This is a genomic window from Streptomyces sp. NPDC005878 (genome assembly GCF_040629815.1).
Lineage (GTDB): Bacteria > Actinomycetota > Actinomycetes > Streptomycetales > Streptomycetaceae > Streptomyces.
Genome location: NZ_JBEXWK010000002.1, coordinates 1 through 19,787, shown reverse-complemented (window position 1 = coordinate 19,787; position 19,787 = coordinate 1). Strand labels below are relative to the sequence as shown.

The window sequence follows — 19,787 nt, the reverse complement described above, 5'->3', positions numbered from 1 at the left end:
CGTCATCTGTCCTCACCTCTGCCGAGCCGCGCCACCAGATGGAACGCCAGGAACACCGAGATCACCGCGACCATCACACAGCCCATCGCGGCCGCGTACCCGAACTGGCCGTACCGGAAGGCCTCTTCGTAGGCGAAGAGCATGGGCAGCCGGGTCTTCCCGCCGGGGCCGCCGTTGGTCAGGACGTAGACCAGGGCGAACGAGTTGAAGTTCCAGACGAGGTTGAGCGCGGTGATGGCCAGCGCCACGGGTCTGAGGGCGGGCCAGGTCACCGTGGAGAAGCGGCGCCAGGCCCCGGCGCCGTCGATCGCGGCGGCCTCGTGCAGTTCGTGCGGGGTGTTCTGGAGGCCGGCGAGCAGGGCCACCGTCGTCTGCGGCAGTCCCGCCCAGACGCCGACGACGATCACGGCGGGCAGGGCGGTGCCGAGACCGGTGAGCCAGTCCCGGCCGCCACCGAATCCGAGGTCGTGAAGCGTCTCGTTGAGGATCCCGGCGTCCGGGTTGTACACCAGCCGCCACATGATGCCGACGACCACCTCCGGCATCGCCCAGGGGATGATCGCGAGCGCCCGCGCCAGCCACCGGAAGCGGAGGTTCTGGTCGAGCAGCAGGGCGAGTCCGAGGGCGAGCAGGAACTGCGGCACGGTGACCCCGACCGCCCATACCAGCCCGATCCGGAACGACTCCCAGAACAGGGTGTCGTGGAGCAGGTCTTGGAAGTTGAGCAGCCCGGTCCACTCGGTGGGCGCGGTGCGGCCCGCCTGGGAGTCGGTGAAGGCCAGGGCGATGCCGTAGAGCAGCGGTCCCACGCTCAGGACGAGGATCGGGATCAGCGCGGGCAGCACCAGGAACCAGGCCCCGTGGTCCGGGGGTCTGCCCGGGCCGGGGCGCTCGCGTAACCGTCTCCCACGCCTCCCCGACCGCGCCGATACGGTGGCCCATGTCATTGTTCGACCCCTTTGCCGGGATTGCCGAATGACCCCCGTCATCGTGCTGACGGTCCGTGGGTTCGTCAAGACGACCTGCCTCCTCACGATGACGACCTGCGTGAATGCGAGACTTGCCCGGTACGGAACGATCACCGGGAGTGAACAGTGGACGAGGCACGGGCGCGCGAAGTACTGGCCGCGGCGGGACTCGACGCGAGCTGGCCGGGGGCGGGGCCGGGGGCAGCGGGGTTCGGCGGGGCCGGGGCGGGTGCGGTGAGCCGGGCGAGCGCGGCCAGCAAGGCGAGCGCGGCCAGCCCGGCGAGCGCGGCCGGCCCCGCCGATGCCTCCACCCCCGCGGCAGCCGCCCCCGCCGACACCCCCGCCACGGCGCCCGCCGGACCCCCCGCCGAGTTGCTCGCCCTCGGTGAGAACGCCGTCTTCGCCATCGGCGACCTCGTGGTCAAGGTCGGTCGTGACGCGACCGAGCACCCCGAACTCCTGGCGCGCGCCGAGCGTGAGCCGGCCATCGCCGGCTGGCTCGCCGGGTGCGGCGTCCCCGCGGTGCGGGCGGCCGAGCCCGCGCCCCGGCTGGTGGACGGCCACCCCGTGACGCTCTGGCACCGGCTGCCCGCCGCCGTCCGCCCCGCGGGCCCGCGCGATCTGGCCGAGCTGCTGCGGCTCGTCCACGCCCTGCCCGCCCCGGCGTTCACGCTGCCCCGACGAGAACTGCTCGGCGGGGTGGAGCGCTGGCTGCGGCTGGCCGGGGACGCGATCGACCCCGCCGACGCGGCCTATCTCCGCGCCCGCCGGGACGGCTTCGCCGACGCGGCCGCCGCCCTCACCCCGCACCTCCCGCCCGGCCCCATCCACGGCGACGCACTGCCCCGCAACGTCCATGTCGGGCCCGACGGTCCGGTCCTGGTCGACCTGGAGACCTTCTCCGCCGACTTCCGGGAGCACGACCTGGTGGTCATGGCTCTCTCCCGGGACCGGTACGGGCTGCCGGACGAGCAGTACGAGGCGTTCACCGAGGCGTACGGATGGGATGTGCGGGAGTGGGAGGGGTGCGCGGTGCTGCGGGGCGCGCGGGAGACGGCGAGCTGCGCCTGGGTCGCCCAGCACGCGCCGTCCAACCCCAAGGCGCTCGACGAGTTCCGCCGCCGGGTCGCCTCCCTGCGGGACGGGGATCCCGAGGTCCGCTGGTACCCGTTCTGAAGGGCTCCGCCATCCGCCGGGAGGGTGCGACCCGATCCCGTGGCGTCGGCAGGCCCCGGCTGCCGGCGGTCCCCTGTCAGCCCCGGGCCGGGGCCAGTTCCCGTATCGGCCACGCCGGGTCGACCGTCGCGTCCGGTGTGCCCTTGCGGCGGAGGAACTGCTGGAAGTCGGCCGCCCACGCCGCGTACCACTCGATCTGCTGTTCGTGCAGTTCCGCCGGGCGCAGACCCGCGACCTGCGGATGGCGGTCGGCTATCGCCACGGCCACCCGGACCGCCGCCAGCGCGTCCGCGCCCGCCTCATGGGCGCCGTCGAGCACCACTCCGTACTCCAGGCACACCGCCTCCAGCGTCCGCTTGCCCTTGCGGTAGCGGTCGACCGCACGGTCGATCGTGTACGGATCGACGACCGGGCCCGGGGGCGCACCCCCGAGCCGGTCGGTGAGCGAGGGCAGGGTGTGGCGGCGCAGCTCGGCCTCCAGGAGCGTCAGGTCGAAGGCCGCGTTGTAGGCCACGACCGGCACTCCTCGCGCCCAGTAGCCCGTGATCGTCTCCGCTATCTCGTCGGCGACCTCGCGCACCGGGCGGCCTTCGGACGCCGCCCGCTCGTTGCTGATGCCGTGGATCGCCGAGGCCTGCGCCGGGATCAGAATGCCCGGATCCGCCAGCCAGTTCAGCTGCCGGGCCACCTCTCCGCCCCTGACGCCGACGATCGCCGCCGACACGATCCGTGCCTCCAGCGGGTCCGTACCGGTCGTCTCCAGGTCGAATCCGACCAGCGGTTCGCGATGCCACCCCATCTTGGCCCTCCCTTTTGGTGCTCTCCCCCAGTGACGAACAGCCTCGCACGCAGCACTGACAACGGGGCCCGGACAGCCCGCGGGAGGGTCAGGACACCGGCCGCGAATCCGCCCACATCGACTCGAACTCCTCGCGGTATGTCGCGAAAAGTCCGTGTTCGACATCCTGGTCGGGGCGTACGACCTCCCGCCGCGCGCCTCCGCGCAACACCAGCACCGGCGCCTCCATCCCCCGCGCCCGGCGCAGATACGACTGGACGACCGCCAGGCCGTCGGTGCCGTCCCCGTCGACCAGGTACGCCGTGAAGCGGGGAGTCTCGTCGAACACCTGGATCTCGAAGGCCCCGGGGTCGCGCAGCCGGGCCCGCACCCGGCGCATGTGGAGGATGTTCATCTCGACCGACCGGCTCAGCTCGCCCTTCTTCAGCCCCAGTTCGCGCTCGCGCCGCTTGACCGCGCTGCTCGCCGGGTTCAGGAAGAGCAGCCGGACGCGGCAGCCCGACTCGGCCAGACGGACGAGCCGGCGCCCCGAGTAGTTCTGGACCAGCAGATTGAGGCCGATCCCTATGGCGTCGAGCCGGCGGGCGTGGCTGAACAGGTCCTCGGCGGGAAGCTGGCGCTGGAGCCGCACCCGGTCGGAGTGGACCGAGACGACGTCCGCGTACCGGTCGCCCACCAGGTCCTCGACCGCGTCGATGGGCAGCCGGTGCGCGGCGGGCGCGCCCGCGCCACCGCCCAGTACGTCCAGCAGCCGGGCCGAGGCGCGCTCGGCCTGGGCGAGCACCGCCTCGTTGAGCGCGCGGTTGCGCGAGACCACGTTCCGCGCGACCTCCAGCTCGTCCAGTGCGAGCTCCACGTCGCGCCGGTCGTCCACGTACGGCTCGAAGCACGGCCAGTGCTGCACCATCAGCTCGCGCAGCTGCGGCAGGGTGAGGAAGCTCAGCACGTTGTCGTCGGCCGGGTCGAGCAGATAGCCCTTGCGGCGCGAGACCTCCCGTACGGCGACGGCCCGCTGCACCCACTCCTGCCCGGCCGGGCCCGCCGCCGCGACCACCCAGTCGTCGCCGTGGACCGGCTCGTAGATGGGGCGCAGCACCGCCGCGACCACGGCCCGCAGCCGCTGCTCCACCAGGTTCAGCCAGATGTAGGCCCGGCCGGCCCGCTGGGCGCGGGTGCGCACCTCGCTCCAGTCGTCCGTGCCCCAGTCCAGCTCCGCCCCGATCTCCACCGGACGCGCCACGGACACCGCGCCGGGCGGGATGTCGCCGGACTCCCCCTCGTGACCCGTGTCACCAGGGGGCAGCTCCAGCCCTCCCGAGCTCACCCGCGCACCGCCTTCCGGTCCCCCTCCAACGATCAAGGAAGAGTACTCCGCGAGCAGGAGGCGGTGCAGCCGGATGGAGAGGCTGTTTCCCAACTCCCTTGTCGATGAGATCGGTTCCGCACGGGGCGTGCGGGGCGAGTGAGCTGATTCATACCGTCCCGACCTGCGCCGGGGCCCCGGAGGGTGTCGGCCGGTGGCCGGATCGGGCCGCGCAGGCCGTCCGGATCGACCGGGGTACCGGTCGCCCAACGGGGGTAACCGCTGTGGGGATCACCCTCCGGAGCACTCCGGCGTCCTAGGGGACGGACTTCTTTTCCGGGAGGATCTGCGTCAAGTGCCCCTCAGTACCCGGAACAGAAGTGGAAGAGTCTTGCCCATGCAGGTGTGGCCGGGACAGGCGTACCCACTCGGCGCCACGTACGACGGCGCCGGGACCAATTTCGCGGTCTTCTCGGAGGCCGCCCAGCGGATCGAGTTGTGCCTTCTGCACGACGACGGGTCGGAGACGGCGGTGGAGCTGCGCGAGAGCGACGCCTTTGTACGCCATGCGTATCTGCCCGGGGTGATGCCGGGCCAGCGCTACGGCTTCCGTGTGCACGGGCCGTACGAGCCGCAGAACGGGCACCGCTGCAATTCGGCGAAGCTGCTCCTCGACCCCTACGCGCGCGCCATCAGCGGGAGCATCGAATGGGGCGAGGCGGTGTACGGCTACTACTTCGACCGCCCCGACTCCCGCAACGACATGGACTCGGCGCCGCACACCATGACGTCCGTCGTCGTCAACCCGTACTTCGACTGGGGCGACGACCGGCCGCCGCGCACCGAGTACCACCGCACGGTTCTCTACGAGGCCCATGTGAAGGGCCTGACGATGCTCCATCCGGAGCTGCCCCCGGAGATGCGCGGCACCTACGCGGCCCTGGCGCACCCGGCCGTCATCGGCCATCTGACGGAGCTGGGGGTGACGGCCCTGGAGCTGATGCCGGTCCACCAGTTCGTCAACGACCACCGGCTGGCGGACGAGGGGATGTCCAACTACTGGGGTTACAACACGATCGGGTTCTTCGCCCCCCACAACGCCTACGCCTCCTGGGGCGACCGGGGACAGCAGGTCCTGGAGTTCAAGCAGGCGGTACGGGCGCTGCACGAGGCCGGGATCGAGGTCATCCTGGACGTGGTATACAACCACACGGCCGAGGGCAACCACCTGGGCCCCACGCTCTCCTTCCGGGGCCTGGACAACGCGCAGTACTACCGGCTGGCCGACGATCCGCGCTACTACGAGGACACCACCGGCACCGGGAACTCGCTCCTGATGCGCTCGCCGCACGTCCTCCAGCTGATCATGGACTCGCTGCGCTACTGGGTGACCGAGATGCACGTGGACGGCTTCCGCTTCGACCTCGCGGCGACGCTGGCCCGCCAGTTCCACGAGGTGGACCGGCTGTCGTCGTTCTTCGACCTGGTGCAGCAGGACCCGGTGGTCAGCCAGGTGAAGCTGATCGCGGAGCCCTGGGACGTCGGTGAGGGCGGCTACCAGGTGGGCAACTTCCCGCCGCTGTGGACCGAGTGGAACGGCAAGTACCGCGACACCGTGCGGGACCTGTGGCGGGGCGAGCCACGGACGCTCGCGGAGTTCGCCGGACGGCTCACCGGCTCCTCCGACCTCTACCAGGACGACGGACGGCGCCCCCTGGCCAGCATCAACTTCCACACCTGCCACGACGGCTTCACCCTGCACGACCTCGTCGCGTACAACGACAAGCACAACGAGGCCAACAAGGAGGGCAACCGGGACGGCGAGAGCCACAACCGGTCCTGGAACTGCGGCGTCGAGGGCGATACGGACGACGCCGGCGTGCTGGAGCTGCGCGAGCGCCAGATGCGCAACTTCATCGCCACCCTGATGCTGTCGCAGGGCGTGCCGATGCTCAGCCACGGCGACGAGTTCGCCCGGACCCAGCACGGCAACAACAACGCCTACTGCCAGGACAGCGAGCTGAGCTGGGTGAAGTGGCCCGACCCGGGCAGCGACCCGGAGGGGACGCTGCTCGCCTTCACCCGGACGATGGTGTGGCTGCGGCGCGACCACCCGGTGTTCCGGCGCCGCCGGTTCTTCCACGGCCGGCCGGTGGAGGGCACGCACGACGAGCTCTCGGACATCGCCTGGTTCACCCCCGAGGGTGAGGAGATGACCCAGCAGGACTGGCAGTCGGCGAGCGCCAAGGCCCTCACCGTCTTCCTCAACGGCAACGCCATCTCCGAGCCCGGACCGCGCGGCGAGCGCATCGCGGACGACTCGTTCCTGCTGATGTTCAACGCGAGCGCGGAGACCATCGACTTCCTGGTGCCGGTCAACCACGGCCGGCAGTGGCAGGTGGTGGTCGACACCGGCCGGCGCGAGGGGGTGCCGCCGGGCGAGGGCGCCAAGGTCACGGCGGGCGAGCGGGTCACCCTGGTGGGGCGGAGTCTGACGGTGCTGCGGCGCCCGGCCTGAGCGCCTGCGGGGCGGGGCGGGTCCCCCCCGGACGGACGGGACCCGCCCCGCCCCGTACGGACCACGAGAGGGCCGCGCACAGGACCGCCGCCACCACCATGACGGCGAAGGCGGCCACCGGCCCGTGGTCCTGCGCCGGCCGCACCGCCAGCGCGAGGGCGAGCGCGCCGCCCACGAACCGGCGGTGGCCGTGCTGCCGCCGGTCTCGGCGGCCAGCAGCACACTGCCCAGTTGGCATATGGCCGTCGGCAGCCGCCCGAGGAAGAAGGCGACCGGCAGCGGCGGGCCCGTGAGGGCGATGACCTCGCGGTAGGTGTGCGGCGCTCCGGACATCGGGCGAAGCCGACGCGGCAGACGGGTGCGGACCCATGGGCCGAAGGCACAGAAGCCGCACTACGGGGTACGTACGTTTGTATGACACCCACTGCGACCTACCGGCTGCAGCTCCAGCCGGACTTCCCTTTCCGTGCCGCCGAGCGTGCCGTGCCGTACCTGGCCTCGCTCGGGGTGTCGCACCTGCATCTGTCGCCGGTCCTGGAGTCGGTGCCGGGGTCGACGCACGGCTACGACGTCGTCGACCACGCGCGCGTACGCGAGGAGCTGGGCGGCGAGGACGGGCTGCGGCGGCTCGCCCGCACGGCGCGGGCGGCCGGGCTCGGCCTGGTGCTCGACATCGTCCCGAACCACATGGCGGCGGCGCCGCGCCACAACCGGCAGCTGTGGGAGGTGCTGCGCGAGGGCCCCGACTCGCCGTATGCCCCATGGTTCGACATCGACTGGACCGCGAACGGGGGCAAGGTGCTGCTGCCGGTCCTCGGCGGGCCGCTCGGGGGCGAGCTGGAGCGGTTGACCGTGGACGCGGAGAGAGGCGTACTGGCGTACGGGGAGGCGCACGAGTTCCCGCTGCGCGCCGGGACGGAGGGGCTGCCCCTGCCCGAGCTGCTGGACGCCCAGTGGTACCGGCTCGGCTGGTGGCGCCTGGCCCGCACCGAGCTCAACTACCGCCGGTTCTTCACCATCTCGGACCTCATCGGCGTCCGGGTGGAGGACGAGGAGGTCTTCGCCGCGACCCACGCCAAGGTGCTGGAGCTGGTCCGGGACGGAGTGGTGGACGGGCTGCGCGTGGACCACCCGGACGGCCTCGCCGACCCCGAGGCGTATCTGCGGCGGCTGAACGCGGCGACCGGCGGCGCCTGGACCGTGGTGGAGAAGATCCTCGCCCGCGCCGAGCCGCTGCCCTCCGACTGGGCGGTCGCGGGGACGACCGGCTACGACGCGCTGCACCGGATCGACGGACTCTTCGTGGATCCCGTCGGCCACCGGGAACTTCTCGACCACTACCGGGAGTTCATCGGGCAGGACGGCGACCGGGGGGGGCGCTGGGAGCCGACCGCGCGGCGCGCCGCGTACGAGGTGGTCACCCATGACCTGGCCGCCGAGGTGGACCGTCTGACGCGCGCGGCGGCGCGCCTGTGCGCCCGCACCCCGGACCTGCGCGACCACGCCCCGTGGGCCCTGCGCCTCGCCCTGTGCGAGCTGCTGGTCCGGATGCCGGTGTACCGCCCGTACCGGACCGGGGCGGAGGAGGTGCTGACCGAGGAGATGGCACGGGAGGCGCGGGAGGCCTTCGTGGTCCCGGAGGAGGCGGCGGCCGTCGACGCGGTACGGGGGCTGCTGCTCGGGCGCCACGGCGCGAGGAAGGCCGCCGACGGCGGCGCCGAGGGCCTTGAACTCCGCGCCTTCCAGGCCCGTTTCGCCCAGACGTCCTCGGCCCTGCGCGCCAAGTCCCTGGAGGATACGGCGTTTTATCGCTATGTAGCCCTGCTCTCGGCCAATGAGGTGGGCGGCGAACCCGGGCAGCCGGCCGTGCCCCCCGAGGAGTTCCACGCCTACTGCGCCAGGATCGCCCGCGACTGGCCGGCGAGCGGCACGGTCCTCTCCACGCACGACACCAAGCGCAGTGCGGACGTACGGGCCCGGATCGCCGTGCTGACCGAGTGTCCGGAGCGGTGGAGGTCACTGCTCGGGCGGCTGTCGGCGCCCCCCGCGCCGGATCCCCAGCTGGCCTGGGCGGCCTGGCAGACGGCGGTCGGCCTCGGCGGCACCGGCCTGGCCGGGGACCGGCTGGGCGGCGCCCTGCTCAAGGCCGCCCGCGAGGCGGGCCTGCACACCACGTGGACGGAGCAGGATCCCGCGTACGAGCGGGCGCTGACGGACTTCGCCGCCTCGGGACCCGCCGGGGCGCTCGCGGCACCGATCGCGGAGTTCTCCCGCAGCGTGGCGTCGGCCACGCGCGCGAACGTGCTGGGTGCCGCGCTGGTGCAGCTGACCATGCCGGGCGTGCCGGACGTGTACCAGGGCACGGAGTCGGAATGCCTCACACTGGTCGATCCCGACAACCGCCGGCCGGTGGATTTCCCGCAGGAGGGCGTGTACTCGCTCCCGGACGAGAAGGGCGAGCTGTCGGTGGCCGCTCTTCGGCTGCGGCGGGAACTTCCGCGGGCATTCGGGGAGTTCAGTACGTACGAGGCGCTGACCGCCGAGGGGCCGGCCGCCGAGCACTGCCTGGCCTTCTCGCGCTCCGGCGAAGTGGTGACGGCGGTGACCCGGCTCTCGTTGCGCCTGGCCGAGTCGGGCGGCTGGGGCGCGACGGCGCTGGCGCTGCCGGAGGGGGCCTGGGCGGATGTCCTGCACGGCGGTCTCTCCGGCGACTCCGCGCGCTCCGGCCGGGAGTTCACGGGGACGGTGAAGCTGAGCGATCTGTTCGCCGACCGTCCGGTCGCACTGCTCAGGCGGGTCGACGAGCGGGCCGGCCAGGAGGTCGTACGAGAAGGGTCCGCGGGGCCCGCGTGAGGAGCCCGGTCTCGGTGGGCCGGAATCCCTCGGCCCACCGGAGCCCCGGCATGGCCTCGCCCAGCGCGCGCATGGCGCACTCCGCCAGCAGGGCGGCCACGCGCGCGGCCGGGCACTCGCGGGGTCCGAAGGCGAGCGGGGCCGCGGCGGTGCGGCGCGGGTCGAACCGGTCCGGGTCGGTGAACCGGTCCGGGTCCCGGCTCGCGGCGCCGGCCAGCAGCGCGACCGCGTCGCCCGCCGGCACCGTGCCGCCGGCTATCCGGGCCTCCCGGCGCGCCCGTCTCAGCACGACGTGTACGGGCGGATTCCTGCGCAGGGACTCGCCCCAGACGGCGGTGAGGGCCCCGGGCGCCGCACTCGCGACCGCCGCCCACTCCCCCGGGTGGTCGAGAAGGTTGGCGAGCAGGGAGGCGAGCGCCTTGCCGATCAGGGCGGACCGGTCGGCGCAGAGCACGGCCAGGGCCGCGGCCGGGCCCGCCCGCCGGCCCTTGACGCGGCTGCCGCGCGTCAGCTCCGCGCAGGACAGTCCGAGCGCGGTGGCGGCGGTCCCCACGGGCAGCCAGTGGCAGAACTCGCTGGCCAGGTCCGCCGTTTCGCGTGGGGCGAGCCGCCGCGCCAGCACGTAGGCGGCCCGCTCGGACACCTCCCTGAGCACGGCGAACGCCTCGTCGTCCACCTCCTCCCCGGACCCCGCGCACCACACCTCACCGGGCCAGCAGCACGGCCCGCGCCGAGGCCGGACGAGTTCCGGGTCGGCCAAGGCGGCGGTGACGTCCCCGTACCGGCTGACGAGCCACGCACCGAGCCGGTCGTCCCGCACCAGGGGGTACGCCTCGCGCAGGGTGCGGTAGAAGCCGTACCGGTCCCGGGCGGCCTCGGGGCCGAGGAGGGAGGGCGTGGCGAGAACGGCAGCCGCCACTTTTTCCTCGGGCCCGGTCACGGCGCCCCGGACCGACGGCACGGCCCGAGGCAACCCCATCGGCACCGGTGCGCTCGGCTCGCCCTGCTCGACCGGCATGCGGCGTCCTCCCCCGGTCGGCGCCCGGGGCGGGCGCGGCTGCACCCAGGGGACCACCCCGGGCCCGCCGACGCGATCGGCGGACAGCCGAACGGGTGAGACCCACAGGACACCGCGCGGTCGCCCACTCAGCCGCTCGGCCACTCGGCCGACCGCCTACGCAGAAGCCCCCTCCCCAGCAACAGGCTGCGCATACCGCAGCTTCTCGCTGCCGGTCGCGCCCACGCGGTCGTAGAACCGCCGCGCCCCTTCGTTCCAGACGGGCGTCTGCCACTGCACCTGCGTCATCCCGAGCGCCCGGGCCTCGGCGGCCACCGCGTCGACCAGCAGGGCGCCGAGGCCCAGACCCCGGTGGCCGTCGCGCAGGAAGAGGCAGTCCATGTGCAGGTACTCGCGCGCCTGCCAGGTGGAGAACTCGGGGGCGCAGCTCGCGTAACCGACGACCTCGCCGCCCGGTATCTCGGCGACGAAACAGCGGGCGCGGGGCCTTTCCGCACCGAAGAGCACGGCTGCGAGCCGGTCCGCGAGATCGGGCGCGGGCGGCGCCGCCTTCTCGTACACCGCGTGCTCCGCCGCGAGTTCGGCCAGGCGCGGCAGGTCGGTGGGGCGGGCGGGGCGCACACAGGGCCGCTGGTCGTCGTTCATACCGCCATCATGAGGGGCCCCACTGACAACGCCCCCGGCGGCGGCGTTCGCGCAGGTCAGTGCGTGGCGAGGCGGAAGCTCATCCGCCCGAAGCTCACCTGGTCGCCGTCGTTGACCACGACCGCGCCCGTCACCCGGCGTCCGTTGACGCTGGTGCCGTTGGTGGACCCGAGGTCGCGCAGCACCCAGACGCCCGACTGGTGGGTCAGCTCGGCGTGCACCCGGGAGACCGTCTCGTGGCTGAGCCGCAGCCCGTTGTGGGGGTCGCGGCCGATCCGCAACGGGTACGGGCCCGGTACGGGGAAGAGCAGCTTGGGCAGCCGTTCGGACTGCCACGCGCGGCGCATCGTGACGCTGAACCCGGAGACCCGGCTCACGGCCCCGTACAGCGCCTTCGACCATCGGCTCTGGGTGTCCAGGTCGGCGGTGAGCGCGGCCAGTTCGTCGGCGCGGCGCGCGGACAGGGCGAGTTCCATCCGGCGCAGGAACGTGTCGTGCGACAGCTTCCCCTGTGCGGCGCCCTCTTTGAGCAGGTCGAGCGCCCGGTCCCGCTCGGCGTCCGACGGCCGGGCGGGAGCGGGATACGTGTTGAACGGGAAGGACGACGTCACAGCAGAGATTGTCGGGCCGACGGGCTCGGCGTGTCCAGCAGGGGCGCACTTGGCGTCCGTTCCCCGTCCTACCCTCTGACCTGCGAGGAAAACCCTTGTCGGAGTGCCATGCGCGATTGCTACGGTCTGGCCACCGTTATCGCCGATGAGAGGCACCCCTTGACGACAACCGCGTCGGACGTCACCTTCCGTCCGCTCGCCGGGCCCGAGGAACTCGGGCTCTTCCAGCAGCTCTCCTACGTACTCGACCACGAGGTCGAGGATGACCTCGCCGCCGGCCGCCGGCGGCCCGCCTGGATGTGGGTCGCGCTGCGCGGGGAGCGGGTGCTCGCCCGCCTGTCGTGGTGGACCCCGCCGGACCACGAAGACCCGTTCCTCCTCGACTTCCTCGACGTCGACGACTCGCTGCCGCCCGCCGAACGCCATGCCGTGGGGGTGGAGCTGCTGGAGACCGCGACGGCGGCGGTGATCCCGCGGGGCGTCCCGCGCCCGGAGTACGGCCGCTTCACGCCGGGCGACTGGCGCGAGGACGCCCACGCGCGCGAGGTCGTCGAGACCCGTATGGACATCGTGGCCGCGACCGGCGGACAGCTCCTGGTGGAGCGGCTGCGCCTGGAGTGGCGGCCGGGGACGCCGGTCCCGGAGCCGTCCACGCGGCTCGTGTTCCGCCCGGCGACCGACCGCGAGGAGCTGCTGTCGCTGATGGAGCTGGTCCTGGAGGGCACGCTCGACGAGCACAGCCGTACGGAACTGCGGACGATGACTGCGCGCGCGTCGGCGGAGCTGATGTACGACGAGGAGTTCGCGACGTACCGGACGCCCCGGGAGTGGTGGCGGATAGCCGAACTCCCGGACGGGGGCGGCCCAGTCGGCTTCGTCGTCCCGGCGCGCAACAACTACCACCCGATCATCGCGTACATCGGTGTCCTGCCCGCCCACCGCGGCCACGGCTACATCGACGACATCCTGGCCGAGGGCACCCGCGTCCTGGCCGCGCAGGACGTCCCGCGCATCCGCGCCGCCACGGACTTCGGCAATGTGCCGATGGCCAAGGCCTTCGCGCGCGCGGGTTACGTGACCTTCGGGTGTGCGGTCAACATGGTGTGGCCGGGCGAGGACTGAGACGTCTCCCGGGGCTCACCCGGCGGCGCGCTGGGCGCGGATCATGTCCCGGTACCACCGGTAGGAGTCCTTCGGGGTGCGCCGCAGCGTCGGGTAGTCGACGTGGACCAGGCCGAAGCGCTGGTCGGCGCCCTCGATCCACTCGATGTTGTCGGTGAGGGACCACACGAAGTAGCCCCGCACGTCGACGCCTTCGGCCATGGCGCGGTGCAGGGCGCGCAGGTGCCCGTCCAGGTAGCGGACGCGTCCGGCGTCCTCGATGCCGTCGTAGGAGCAGCCGTTCTCGGTGATGTACACCGGCGGCAGCCGGTCGCCGTAGCGCGCCTTCAGTAGGAGGAGCATCTCGCGCAGCCCCTCGGGGACCACCGGCCAGCCGAAGGCGGTGGTCTCGTACCCCTCGATCTCCCTGATCCCGAAGGGCAGTTCGGCGGGCATGGTGAAACCGGCGAAGGAGTCGAGGGCCTCGGGCGCGGGCGCGCCCACGCGCGTGGGGTTGTAGTAGTTCACCCCGTACCAGTCGAGCGGGGCGGAGATGACGGCGAGGTCGTCCGCGACCGGGCCCGGCATCAGGGCGGCGAAGTTCTCGTCGGGGTAGTGCCCGGTGAGGACGGGGTCCGCGAACAGCCAGTTGGCGATGGTGTCGTAGAGGTCCGCGGCGAAACGGTCCTCCTCGCTCTCGCCCGCGGGCCACACCGGTGTGTGCGAGAGCGCCAGGCCTATGGAGCGGGCGCCGGCGTCGCGCAGCGCCCCGACGGCCAGGCCGTGGGCGAGCAGCTGGTGGTGAGCGGCCGGGAGGGCGTCGAAGAGGAGCTTCTTGCCGGGGGCGTGCTCGCCGAGCGCGTAGCCGAGCAGTGTCACCTCGGCCGGCTCGTTGACGGTGATCCACATGGGGACGCGGTCGGCGAGCCTCTCGGCCACCACGCGCGCGTAGTCGGCGAACCGGTACGCGGTGTCGCGCTGGAGCCAGCCGCCCGCCTCCTCCAGCTCCAGGGGGGTGTCCCAGTGGTAGAGGGTCGGCGCGGGGGTGATGCCGTGGGCGCACAGTTCGTCGACGAGCCGGTCGTAGAAATCGAGCCCCGCCTGGTTGACGGGGCCGCTGCCGCCCGGGACGACCCGCGGCCAGCTGACGGAGAAGCGGAAGGCGCCGGCGCCGAGCCCCGCGAGCAGGGCGACGTCCTCGCGGTAGCGCGCGTGGAAGCCGGTGCCCCGGGACGCGTCCGCGCCGTCCTTCAGGCGCCCCGGCTCGGCGGCGAAGGCGTCCCATCCGGAGGGGCCCTTGCCCTCGGCTGCGGCGGCCCCCTCGGTCTGGAAGGCTGAGGCGGAGGCTCCCCAGAGGAAGCCGTGCGGGAACGGCGGCAGGGTCATGGATGTGGACCTTAATGGCGGGTAACCGCAACCTCCAGACCTTGCTCCCGCATTCCGCGGACGATGGAGGCCCAGTTCCACGGTTTGACGGTACGCGGGCAACGGGAGGTATCAGGCATGTTGTTCGAGGTGTGGGCGCCGCGGGCGGACCGGGTCGCCCTCCAGCTGGAGGGCGCGGCCCACGACATGGAGCCGCACCCGGTGCGGGCCGGATGGTGGATCACCGAGGCCGCGGCCCGGGACGGCGACCGGTACGGGTACGCCCTGGACGGCGGGCGCCCGCTGCCGGACCCGCGCTCGCGCCGCCTGCCGGACGGGCCGGAGGGGCTGAGCGCCGTCGTCGTCCACGAGGACTACGCCTGGCAGCACCCCTGGGCGGGCCGCAGACTGTCCGGCGGGATCCTCTACGAGCTGCACGTCGGCACCTTCACCGACGAGGGCACCTTCGACGCCGCGGCCGCCCGCCTCGCCCATCTGGCGGAACTGGGGGTGACGCATGTCGAGCTGATGCCGGTGTGCTCGTTCCCGGGGCGGCACGGCTGGGGGTACGACGGCGTGGCGCCCTGGGCCGTGCACGAGCCCTACGGAGGCCCCGAAGGGCTGAAGCGCTTCGTCGACGCGGCACACGCCCACGGCCTCGGTGTCGTCCTCGACGTGGTCCACAACCACCTCGGCCCCTCCGGCAACCAGCTGCCCGCCTTCGGCCCGTACTTCACCGACACCCACCAGACGCCCTGGGGCGCCGCCGTCAACCTGGACGCGCCGGGATCGGACGAGGTGCGCGCGTACTTCCTGGAGAGCGCGCTCGCCTGGCTGAGCGACTACCGGCTCGACGGGCTGCGCCTGGACGCCGTGCACGCGCTGTACGACACGCGCGCGCTGCCGTTCCTCGAAGAGCTCTCCACCGCCGTCGACGTCCTGTCCGTCCAGCTGGGCCGCCCGCTCTTCCTCATCGCCGAGTCCGATCAGTGCGACCCGCGCACCACCGCCCCGCGCGCGGAGGGGGGCCTGGGGCTGCACGCGCAGTGGAACGACGACTTCCACCACGCCCTGCACACCGCGCTCACGGGCGAGTCCCAGGGCTACTACGCCGACTTCGCGCGCGCCCCGATCGCCGCCCTGGCCAAGACCCTCACCCGGGTCTTCTTCCACGACGGCACCTATTCGAGCTTCCGCGGCCGCACCCACGGCCGCCGCGTCGACCGCGCCAGGACCCCCGCGCACCGCTTCCTGGCCTACGCCCAGACCCACGACCAGATCGGCAACAGGGCCCTGGGGGACCGGCTTTCCGCCACGCTCTCCCCCGGGCTGCTCGCCGGCGCCGCCGCGCTGGTGCTGACCGGCCCGTACACCCCGATGCTCTTCATGGGCGAGGAGTGGGGCGCCCGCACGCCCTGGCAGTACTTCACCGACCACCCCGACCCCGAGCTCGCCGAGGCCGTGCGTACGGGCCGGCGGCGGGAGTTCGCGGCGCACGGGTGGGCCGAGGAGGACATCCCCGACCCGCAGGCCCCCGCCACCCGGGCGCGCTCGTGCCTCGACTGGGACGAGCCCGCGAAGGAGCACCACGCGCGCGTACTGGACTGGCACCGGCAGCTGATCGCGCTGCGCCGCACCCGCCCGGACCTCACCGACCCGGACATCGCCGCGGTCAAGGTCGTCCACGACGAGGAGGCGCGCTGGCTCATGTTCCGGCGCGGCGACCTGCGGACCGTGGTCAACCTCGGTAAGGAGGCCGCGGTCATCCCCCTGGGACGCAACAACTGCCGGGTGCTGGCGGCCTGGGAGCAGGTGGAACCGCCCGGCCCGGACGGCGCGTTCCGGCTGCCGCCCGAGTCGTGCGCGGTGCTCGGCCCCGCGAGCACCTGACCGCCCGGCCCGTCGGCCGCACGGCTAGTCGACGAGCGCCATCTCGCGCGCGGTGTTGTTGAAGCTGCGCCCGCCGTCCTCGGTGACCGTCACGATGTCCTCGATCCGCACGCCGAACCGGCCCGGCAGATAGATCCCCGGCTCCACGGAGAAGCACATGCCGGGCACCAGCGGCTGCTCCTCGCCCTCGATCATGTAGGGCGGCTCATGGGTCGTCACGCCGATGCCGTGGCCGGTGCGGTGGATGAAGTACTCGCCGTATCCGGCGTCCTCGATCACCGCGCGCGCCGCCCGGTCGACGTCCTGACAGGCCGCCCCCGGCCGCACCGCCGCGCACCCGGCCCGCTGGGCCTCCCGTACGACGTCGTGGACGCGCTGCTCCTCGGCGGAGGGCTCACCGACGTGGACGGTACGGGTGGTGTCCGAGCCGTAGCCGTGCTTGAGGCCGCCGAAGTCCAGGACGACCATGTCGCCCCGCTCGATGGTCCGCTCACCCGCCTCGTGGTGCGGGTTGGCACCGTTGGGGCCGGAGCCCACGACCGTGAAGTCCACCTGCGCATGGCCGAACTCGATGAGCAGCGCGGCCAGATCGGCCGCCACGTCCGTCTCCCTGCGCCCGGCGAACCGGACCTTGAGGATCTCCTCGTACGCCCTGTCCGCGGCCTCACCGGCCGCCTGGAGCCGCGCGAGCTCTGGCCCGTCCTTGACCGCCCGGAGCATCGGGAGCGCCTGCGTGAGGGCCGCGTAGGACGTTCCGGGCAGCTTCTGCTGGAGGCCGAGCAGGTGCATCGCCCAGGCGTTGTCGCTGACGCCGTACCGGCCACCGGCCTCCAGCAGGGGCGCGGTCACGCCGTACGGGTCCATGCCGTCGGTCCAGTCGCGCAGGGTGAGGGCGGTGGCGCCGGCGGCCCGCTCGGCGTCCGGCGCCTCCAGTTTCGGTACGACGAGGACCGGCTCACGCCCCGCGGCCAGCACCAGCACCGTCAGCCGCTCGGTGATCGCGGTCGGCTGATATCCGGTCAGGTAGACCAGGTCCGGCCCGGGCGCGACGAGGACGCCCGCGAGCCCGGCCTGGGCGGCGGACTCGGCGGCGCGGAACATTCTGGCCCGGTAGTCGTCGGCGGTGAAGGGCGCGGGAGCAGAGGTAGGAGGCATGAGCCCCATCCTGCCCCTACCACCGCCGGGCAGGCGATCGGTAATCCGGAGAAACGATGCTCCGGGCTCGGCGCCCACCCGTCCACCGGTCAGGCGCCCTCCTGGCTGTCCCCCACCAGCCGTTCGAGCAGTTCCTGGAAGTCGTCGCCGACCACGATCCGCAGGCCGTCGCCCTCGGTCTCGCGGTCGCTGAGCTGGGTGAGCGTGCCGTCCCGCCACCAGTAGACGAACGGGCTGATCGCACCCGGCGTGTCCTCGAAACCCGCCGCCGCGAAGGACGCCATGGCGTTGAGCGCGGGGATCATTCCGGAGTCGTGGATCGCGTGGAAGGCCAGTTGGTGCCGGAACGGCATGGCGACCAGCGCCCCGTCGGACGTCAGCTCGCGCCCGGTGAGCCGTGGCACCAGGACGTCCAGGGCGAGCACCCTGCTGGCCGTGTAGAACGAGTCGCCCACGACCACCTCGAACCGCATGCCGTCCTCGCCCTTGACGGTCTCGTGCGACTCGACCGGCAGCTCCCTGAGGTTGCGCAGCGCCTGCGCGCGCAGGTCGGGAACGTGACCGAGGGGCTCCAGCGCCTCGTCGGTGAGCATCATGACGCTCTCCGGCAGATCCAGGGCGAGGATCTCGTACAGCCCGGGTGCGACACCGCGCGCGTAGCTGAAGGTCTGCGGGTCGAGCCCGTTCTCACTGATCACCCGGGGGTAGAGCTGGGCGCGGATCTGCTCGGGCGGCAGGGTGTCGAGAGCGGAGGGACCGTCCATGGTGCGCAGCACCATGCCGACATGGCGACGAATCAGCTCCGGCCACACACGAGGTCCCCGGCGGTCGTTGTGGCAGACCGCGGCGAGGTTGGCCAGGCCGAACTGACGACCGCCGCTGTCCTTCACGAAGTCCGCGTAGACGGTCACTTCCAGACCCTGCTCGGCGAACGCCTCACGCACCCGGGCACGGAACCGCGCGCCCTCGTCTGCCGAGAAATAGCCGAACTCCGCGTCCCGGGGCGCGTCGCTCCGGTCCCGCTTCGGCCCCCGTCGGAATATCCCCACGTCAGCTGCCTTCCGTCACACGGGCACACGGTAGCCCCGCGGTAGATCCTTACGCCGTTCCCACGCCCGGTGAAGGCCGAGCCTACCCAGCCCCCGTCTCACTGACGACAAGATCGGCAAGCTCCCGGCCACCCGCCACCACGCGCGCGTTGACCTCGTCGGACTCCCTGACCCACCGTTCGGCGTACGGACGGGTCTTCCCGTACCGCACATGCCGCTCGACGAGCCTGCGCACCCGCTCCTCGCCGTCGATCTCCAGGAACCACACCTCGTCGAGCAGGGCCCTGACCGGGGCCCATCCGTCCTGGTCGTGGAGGAGGTAATTCCCCTCGGTGACGACGAGCGGGACCTCGGGGCCGACCGGAATGCTCCCGGCGACCGGTTCCTCCAGCGAACGGTCAAAGGCCGGCGCGTACACCACGCTGCCGGCCTCGGGTGCCCGCAGCCGCGCGAGCAGGGCGGCGTATCCGGCGGCGTCGAAGGTGTCCGGGGCGCCCTTGCGGTCGGCGCGCCCCAGGCGGTCGAGTTCGGCCCCGGCGAGATGGAAGCCGTCCATCGGGACGAGCACGGCGTCCGCGCCGAGCCGCTCGACCAGCCGCGCGGCCAGAGTCGACTTCCCGGACCCGGGCGCCCCGGCGATACCGAGGACGCGCCGGTGGCCGGGGACGGCGAGCAGCCGGGCACGCGCGACGAGACGGTCAAACGCAGCGATCTCCATCCCGGCATTCTCTCGTGGCCGTGGTCCGTCCATGGCGGCTTGGCACGGCAACAGTCATACGTATAACCTCGAAGCATGTCCCATATTGCCCTGATCACGCTCGTCGTCCGAGACTACGACGAGGCCATCGCCTTCTACACCGACGCACTCGGCTTCGAACTCGTCGAGGACACCGATCGCGGGGACGGCTCCCGCTGGGTGGTGGTGCGCCCGCGCGGCACCGGCACCGCGTCCCTGCTGCTGGCGCGCGCCAAGAACGACGCCGAGCGCGCGAGCGTCGGCGCACAGACCGGCGGCCGGGTCGGCTTCTTCCTCCACACCGAGGACTTCGCCACCGACCACGCCCGGATGACCGCGGCCGGAGTCCGCTTCCTGGAGGAGCCGCGCCACGAGGTGTACGGATCGGTCGCGGTGTTCCAGGACCTCTACGGCAACCGATGGGACCTGCTCCAGCCGGCGTGAACGTGAGGGCCTCTAAAACGCAGAAAAGCCCCGTACCGGAGACCGGTACGGGGCTTTTCCCAAAATTTGTTCGGCGGCGTCCTACTCTCCCACAGGGTCCCCCCTGCAGTACCATCGGCGCTGAAAGGCTTAGCTTCCGGGTTCGGAATGTAACCG

At 72.7% G+C, this 19,787-nt stretch carries 17 protein-coding genes and 1 rRNA gene; 7 read left to right on the top strand and 11 right to left on the bottom strand.

Translation table 11 applies throughout. The features are described 5' to 3' along the window. Nucleotides 1–2 precede the first annotated feature (2 nt). Entirely contained in the window at nucleotides 3–947 is a 945-nt protein-coding gene (locus ABZ404_RS03710; protein ID WP_358833603.1) for a sugar ABC transporter permease, read from the bottom strand. A gap of 393 nt (nucleotides 948–1,340) precedes the next feature. On the opposite strand from ABZ404_RS03710, the gene ABZ404_RS03705 reads away from it, so the two are divergent. Next, a complete protein-coding gene (locus tag ABZ404_RS03705) occupies nucleotides 1,341–2,144 on the top strand; it encodes an aminoglycoside phosphotransferase family protein (protein ID WP_358990181.1) in 804 nt (267 codons plus the stop codon). A 76-nt stretch (nucleotides 2,145–2,220) separates the two neighbouring features. On the opposite strand, the gene ABZ404_RS03700 is transcribed toward ABZ404_RS03705, so the two are convergent. Then, a complete protein-coding gene (locus ABZ404_RS03700; protein ID WP_358834954.1) occupies nucleotides 2,221–2,943 on the bottom strand; it encodes a 3'-5' exonuclease in 723 nt (240 codons plus the stop codon). A gap of 88 nt (nucleotides 2,944–3,031) precedes the next feature. Further along, nucleotides 3,032–4,267 (bottom strand): SAV2148 family HEPN domain-containing protein, encoded by a 1,236-nt coding sequence (locus tag ABZ404_RS03695; RefSeq protein WP_358834955.1) that lies wholly within the window; start codon nucleotides 4,265–4,267, stop codon nucleotides 3,032–3,034. A 376-nt stretch (nucleotides 4,268–4,643) separates the two neighbouring features. On the opposite strand from ABZ404_RS03695, the gene glgX reads away from it, so the two are divergent. The 3 genes from glgX (at nucleotide 4,644) to treY (ending at nucleotide 9,617) form a co-directional block, all read left to right on the top strand. Beyond that, nucleotides 4,644–6,764, top strand: coding sequence for a glycogen debranching protein GlgX (gene glgX, locus ABZ404_RS03690; protein ID WP_358834956.1), 2,121 nt, complete (start codon nucleotides 4,644–4,646; stop codon nucleotides 6,762–6,764). Nucleotides 6,765–6,888: 124 nt separating this feature from the next. Next, complete coding sequence (locus ABZ404_RS03685; RefSeq protein WP_358834957.1) at nucleotides 6,889–7,077, top strand: hypothetical protein; 189 nt, start codon at nucleotides 6,889–6,891, stop codon at nucleotides 7,075–7,077. A gap of 101 nt (nucleotides 7,078–7,178) precedes the next feature. Further along, the gene (gene treY / locus ABZ404_RS03680) at nucleotides 7,179–9,617 is read left to right on the top strand and encodes a malto-oligosyltrehalose synthase (RefSeq protein WP_358834958.1); all 2,439 of its coding nucleotides are present in this window, start codon (nucleotides 7,179–7,181) and stop codon (nucleotides 9,615–9,617) included. Here the strand turns inward: treY and ABZ404_RS03675 are convergent. The 3 genes from ABZ404_RS03675 to ABZ404_RS03665 form a co-directional block, all read right to left on the bottom strand. After that, the gene (locus ABZ404_RS03675; RefSeq protein ID WP_358834959.1) at nucleotides 9,553–10,635 is read right to left on the bottom strand and encodes a cytochrome P450; all 1,083 of its coding nucleotides are present in this window, start codon (nucleotides 10,633–10,635) and stop codon (nucleotides 9,553–9,555) included. The genes treY and ABZ404_RS03675 overlap by 65 nt on opposite strands. A gap of 156 nt (nucleotides 10,636–10,791) precedes the next feature. Continuing rightward, nucleotides 10,792–11,280, bottom strand: a complete 489-nt coding sequence (locus ABZ404_RS03670) for a GNAT family N-acetyltransferase (RefSeq protein ID WP_358834960.1) — start codon at nucleotides 11,278–11,280, stop codon at nucleotides 10,792–10,794. A gap of 56 nt (nucleotides 11,281–11,336) precedes the next feature. Beyond that, nucleotides 11,337–11,891, bottom strand: a complete 555-nt coding sequence (locus ABZ404_RS03665; protein ID WP_358834961.1) for a DUF1707 and FHA domain-containing protein — start codon at nucleotides 11,889–11,891, stop codon at nucleotides 11,337–11,339. A 159-nt stretch (nucleotides 11,892–12,050) separates the two neighbouring features. Here ABZ404_RS03665 and ABZ404_RS03660 point away from each other — a divergent pair, with 159 nt between their 5' ends. Next, complete coding sequence (locus tag ABZ404_RS03660) at nucleotides 12,051–13,013, top strand: GNAT family N-acetyltransferase (protein ID WP_358834962.1); 963 nt, start codon at nucleotides 12,051–12,053, stop codon at nucleotides 13,011–13,013. Nucleotides 13,014–13,028: 15 nt separating this feature from the next. Here ABZ404_RS03660 and ABZ404_RS03655 read toward each other — a convergent pair whose 3' ends face one another. Then, nucleotides 13,029–14,378 (bottom strand): GH1 family beta-glucosidase, encoded by a 1,350-nt coding sequence (locus ABZ404_RS03655; protein WP_358834963.1) that lies wholly within the window; start codon nucleotides 14,376–14,378, stop codon nucleotides 13,029–13,031. A 117-nt stretch (nucleotides 14,379–14,495) separates the two neighbouring features. Here ABZ404_RS03655 and treZ point away from each other — a divergent pair, with 117 nt between their 5' ends. Then, entirely contained in the window at nucleotides 14,496–16,247 is a 1,752-nt protein-coding gene (gene treZ / locus ABZ404_RS03650) for a malto-oligosyltrehalose trehalohydrolase (protein WP_358834964.1), read from the top strand. A gap of 24 nt (nucleotides 16,248–16,271) precedes the next feature. Here treZ and ABZ404_RS03645 read toward each other — a convergent pair whose 3' ends face one another. The 3 genes from ABZ404_RS03645 to ABZ404_RS03635 all read right to left on the bottom strand — a co-directional run bounded on the left by ABZ404_RS03645 (nucleotide 16,272) and on the right by ABZ404_RS03635 (nucleotide 19,169). After that, nucleotides 16,272–17,402, bottom strand: coding sequence for an aminopeptidase P family protein (locus tag ABZ404_RS03645; RefSeq protein ID WP_358834965.1), 1,131 nt, complete (start codon nucleotides 17,400–17,402; stop codon nucleotides 16,272–16,274). A gap of 89 nt (nucleotides 17,403–17,491) precedes the next feature. Next, nucleotides 17,492–18,451 carry a hypothetical protein gene (locus tag ABZ404_RS03640; RefSeq protein ID WP_358834966.1) on the bottom strand — a complete coding sequence of 320 codons (960 nt, stop codon included), beginning with the start codon at nucleotides 18,449–18,451 and terminating at the stop codon, nucleotides 17,492–17,494. 82 nt (nucleotides 18,452–18,533) lie between these two features. Beyond that, nucleotides 18,534–19,169 carry a nucleoside/nucleotide kinase family protein gene (locus tag ABZ404_RS03635; protein WP_358834967.1) on the bottom strand — a complete coding sequence of 212 codons (636 nt, stop codon included), beginning with the start codon at nucleotides 19,167–19,169 and terminating at the stop codon, nucleotides 18,534–18,536. 75 nt (nucleotides 19,170–19,244) lie between these two features. Between ABZ404_RS03635 and ABZ404_RS03630 the strand changes: the two genes are divergently transcribed. Continuing rightward, on the top strand, nucleotides 19,245–19,631 hold the full coding sequence (locus ABZ404_RS03630) for a VOC family protein (protein ID WP_358834968.1): 387 nt from the start codon (nucleotides 19,245–19,247) through the stop codon (nucleotides 19,629–19,631). A 68-nt stretch (nucleotides 19,632–19,699) separates the two neighbouring features. Here ABZ404_RS03630 and rrf read toward each other — a convergent pair. Next, nucleotides 19,700–19,787, bottom strand: a 5S ribosomal RNA gene (gene rrf / locus ABZ404_RS03625); the annotation flags it as partial.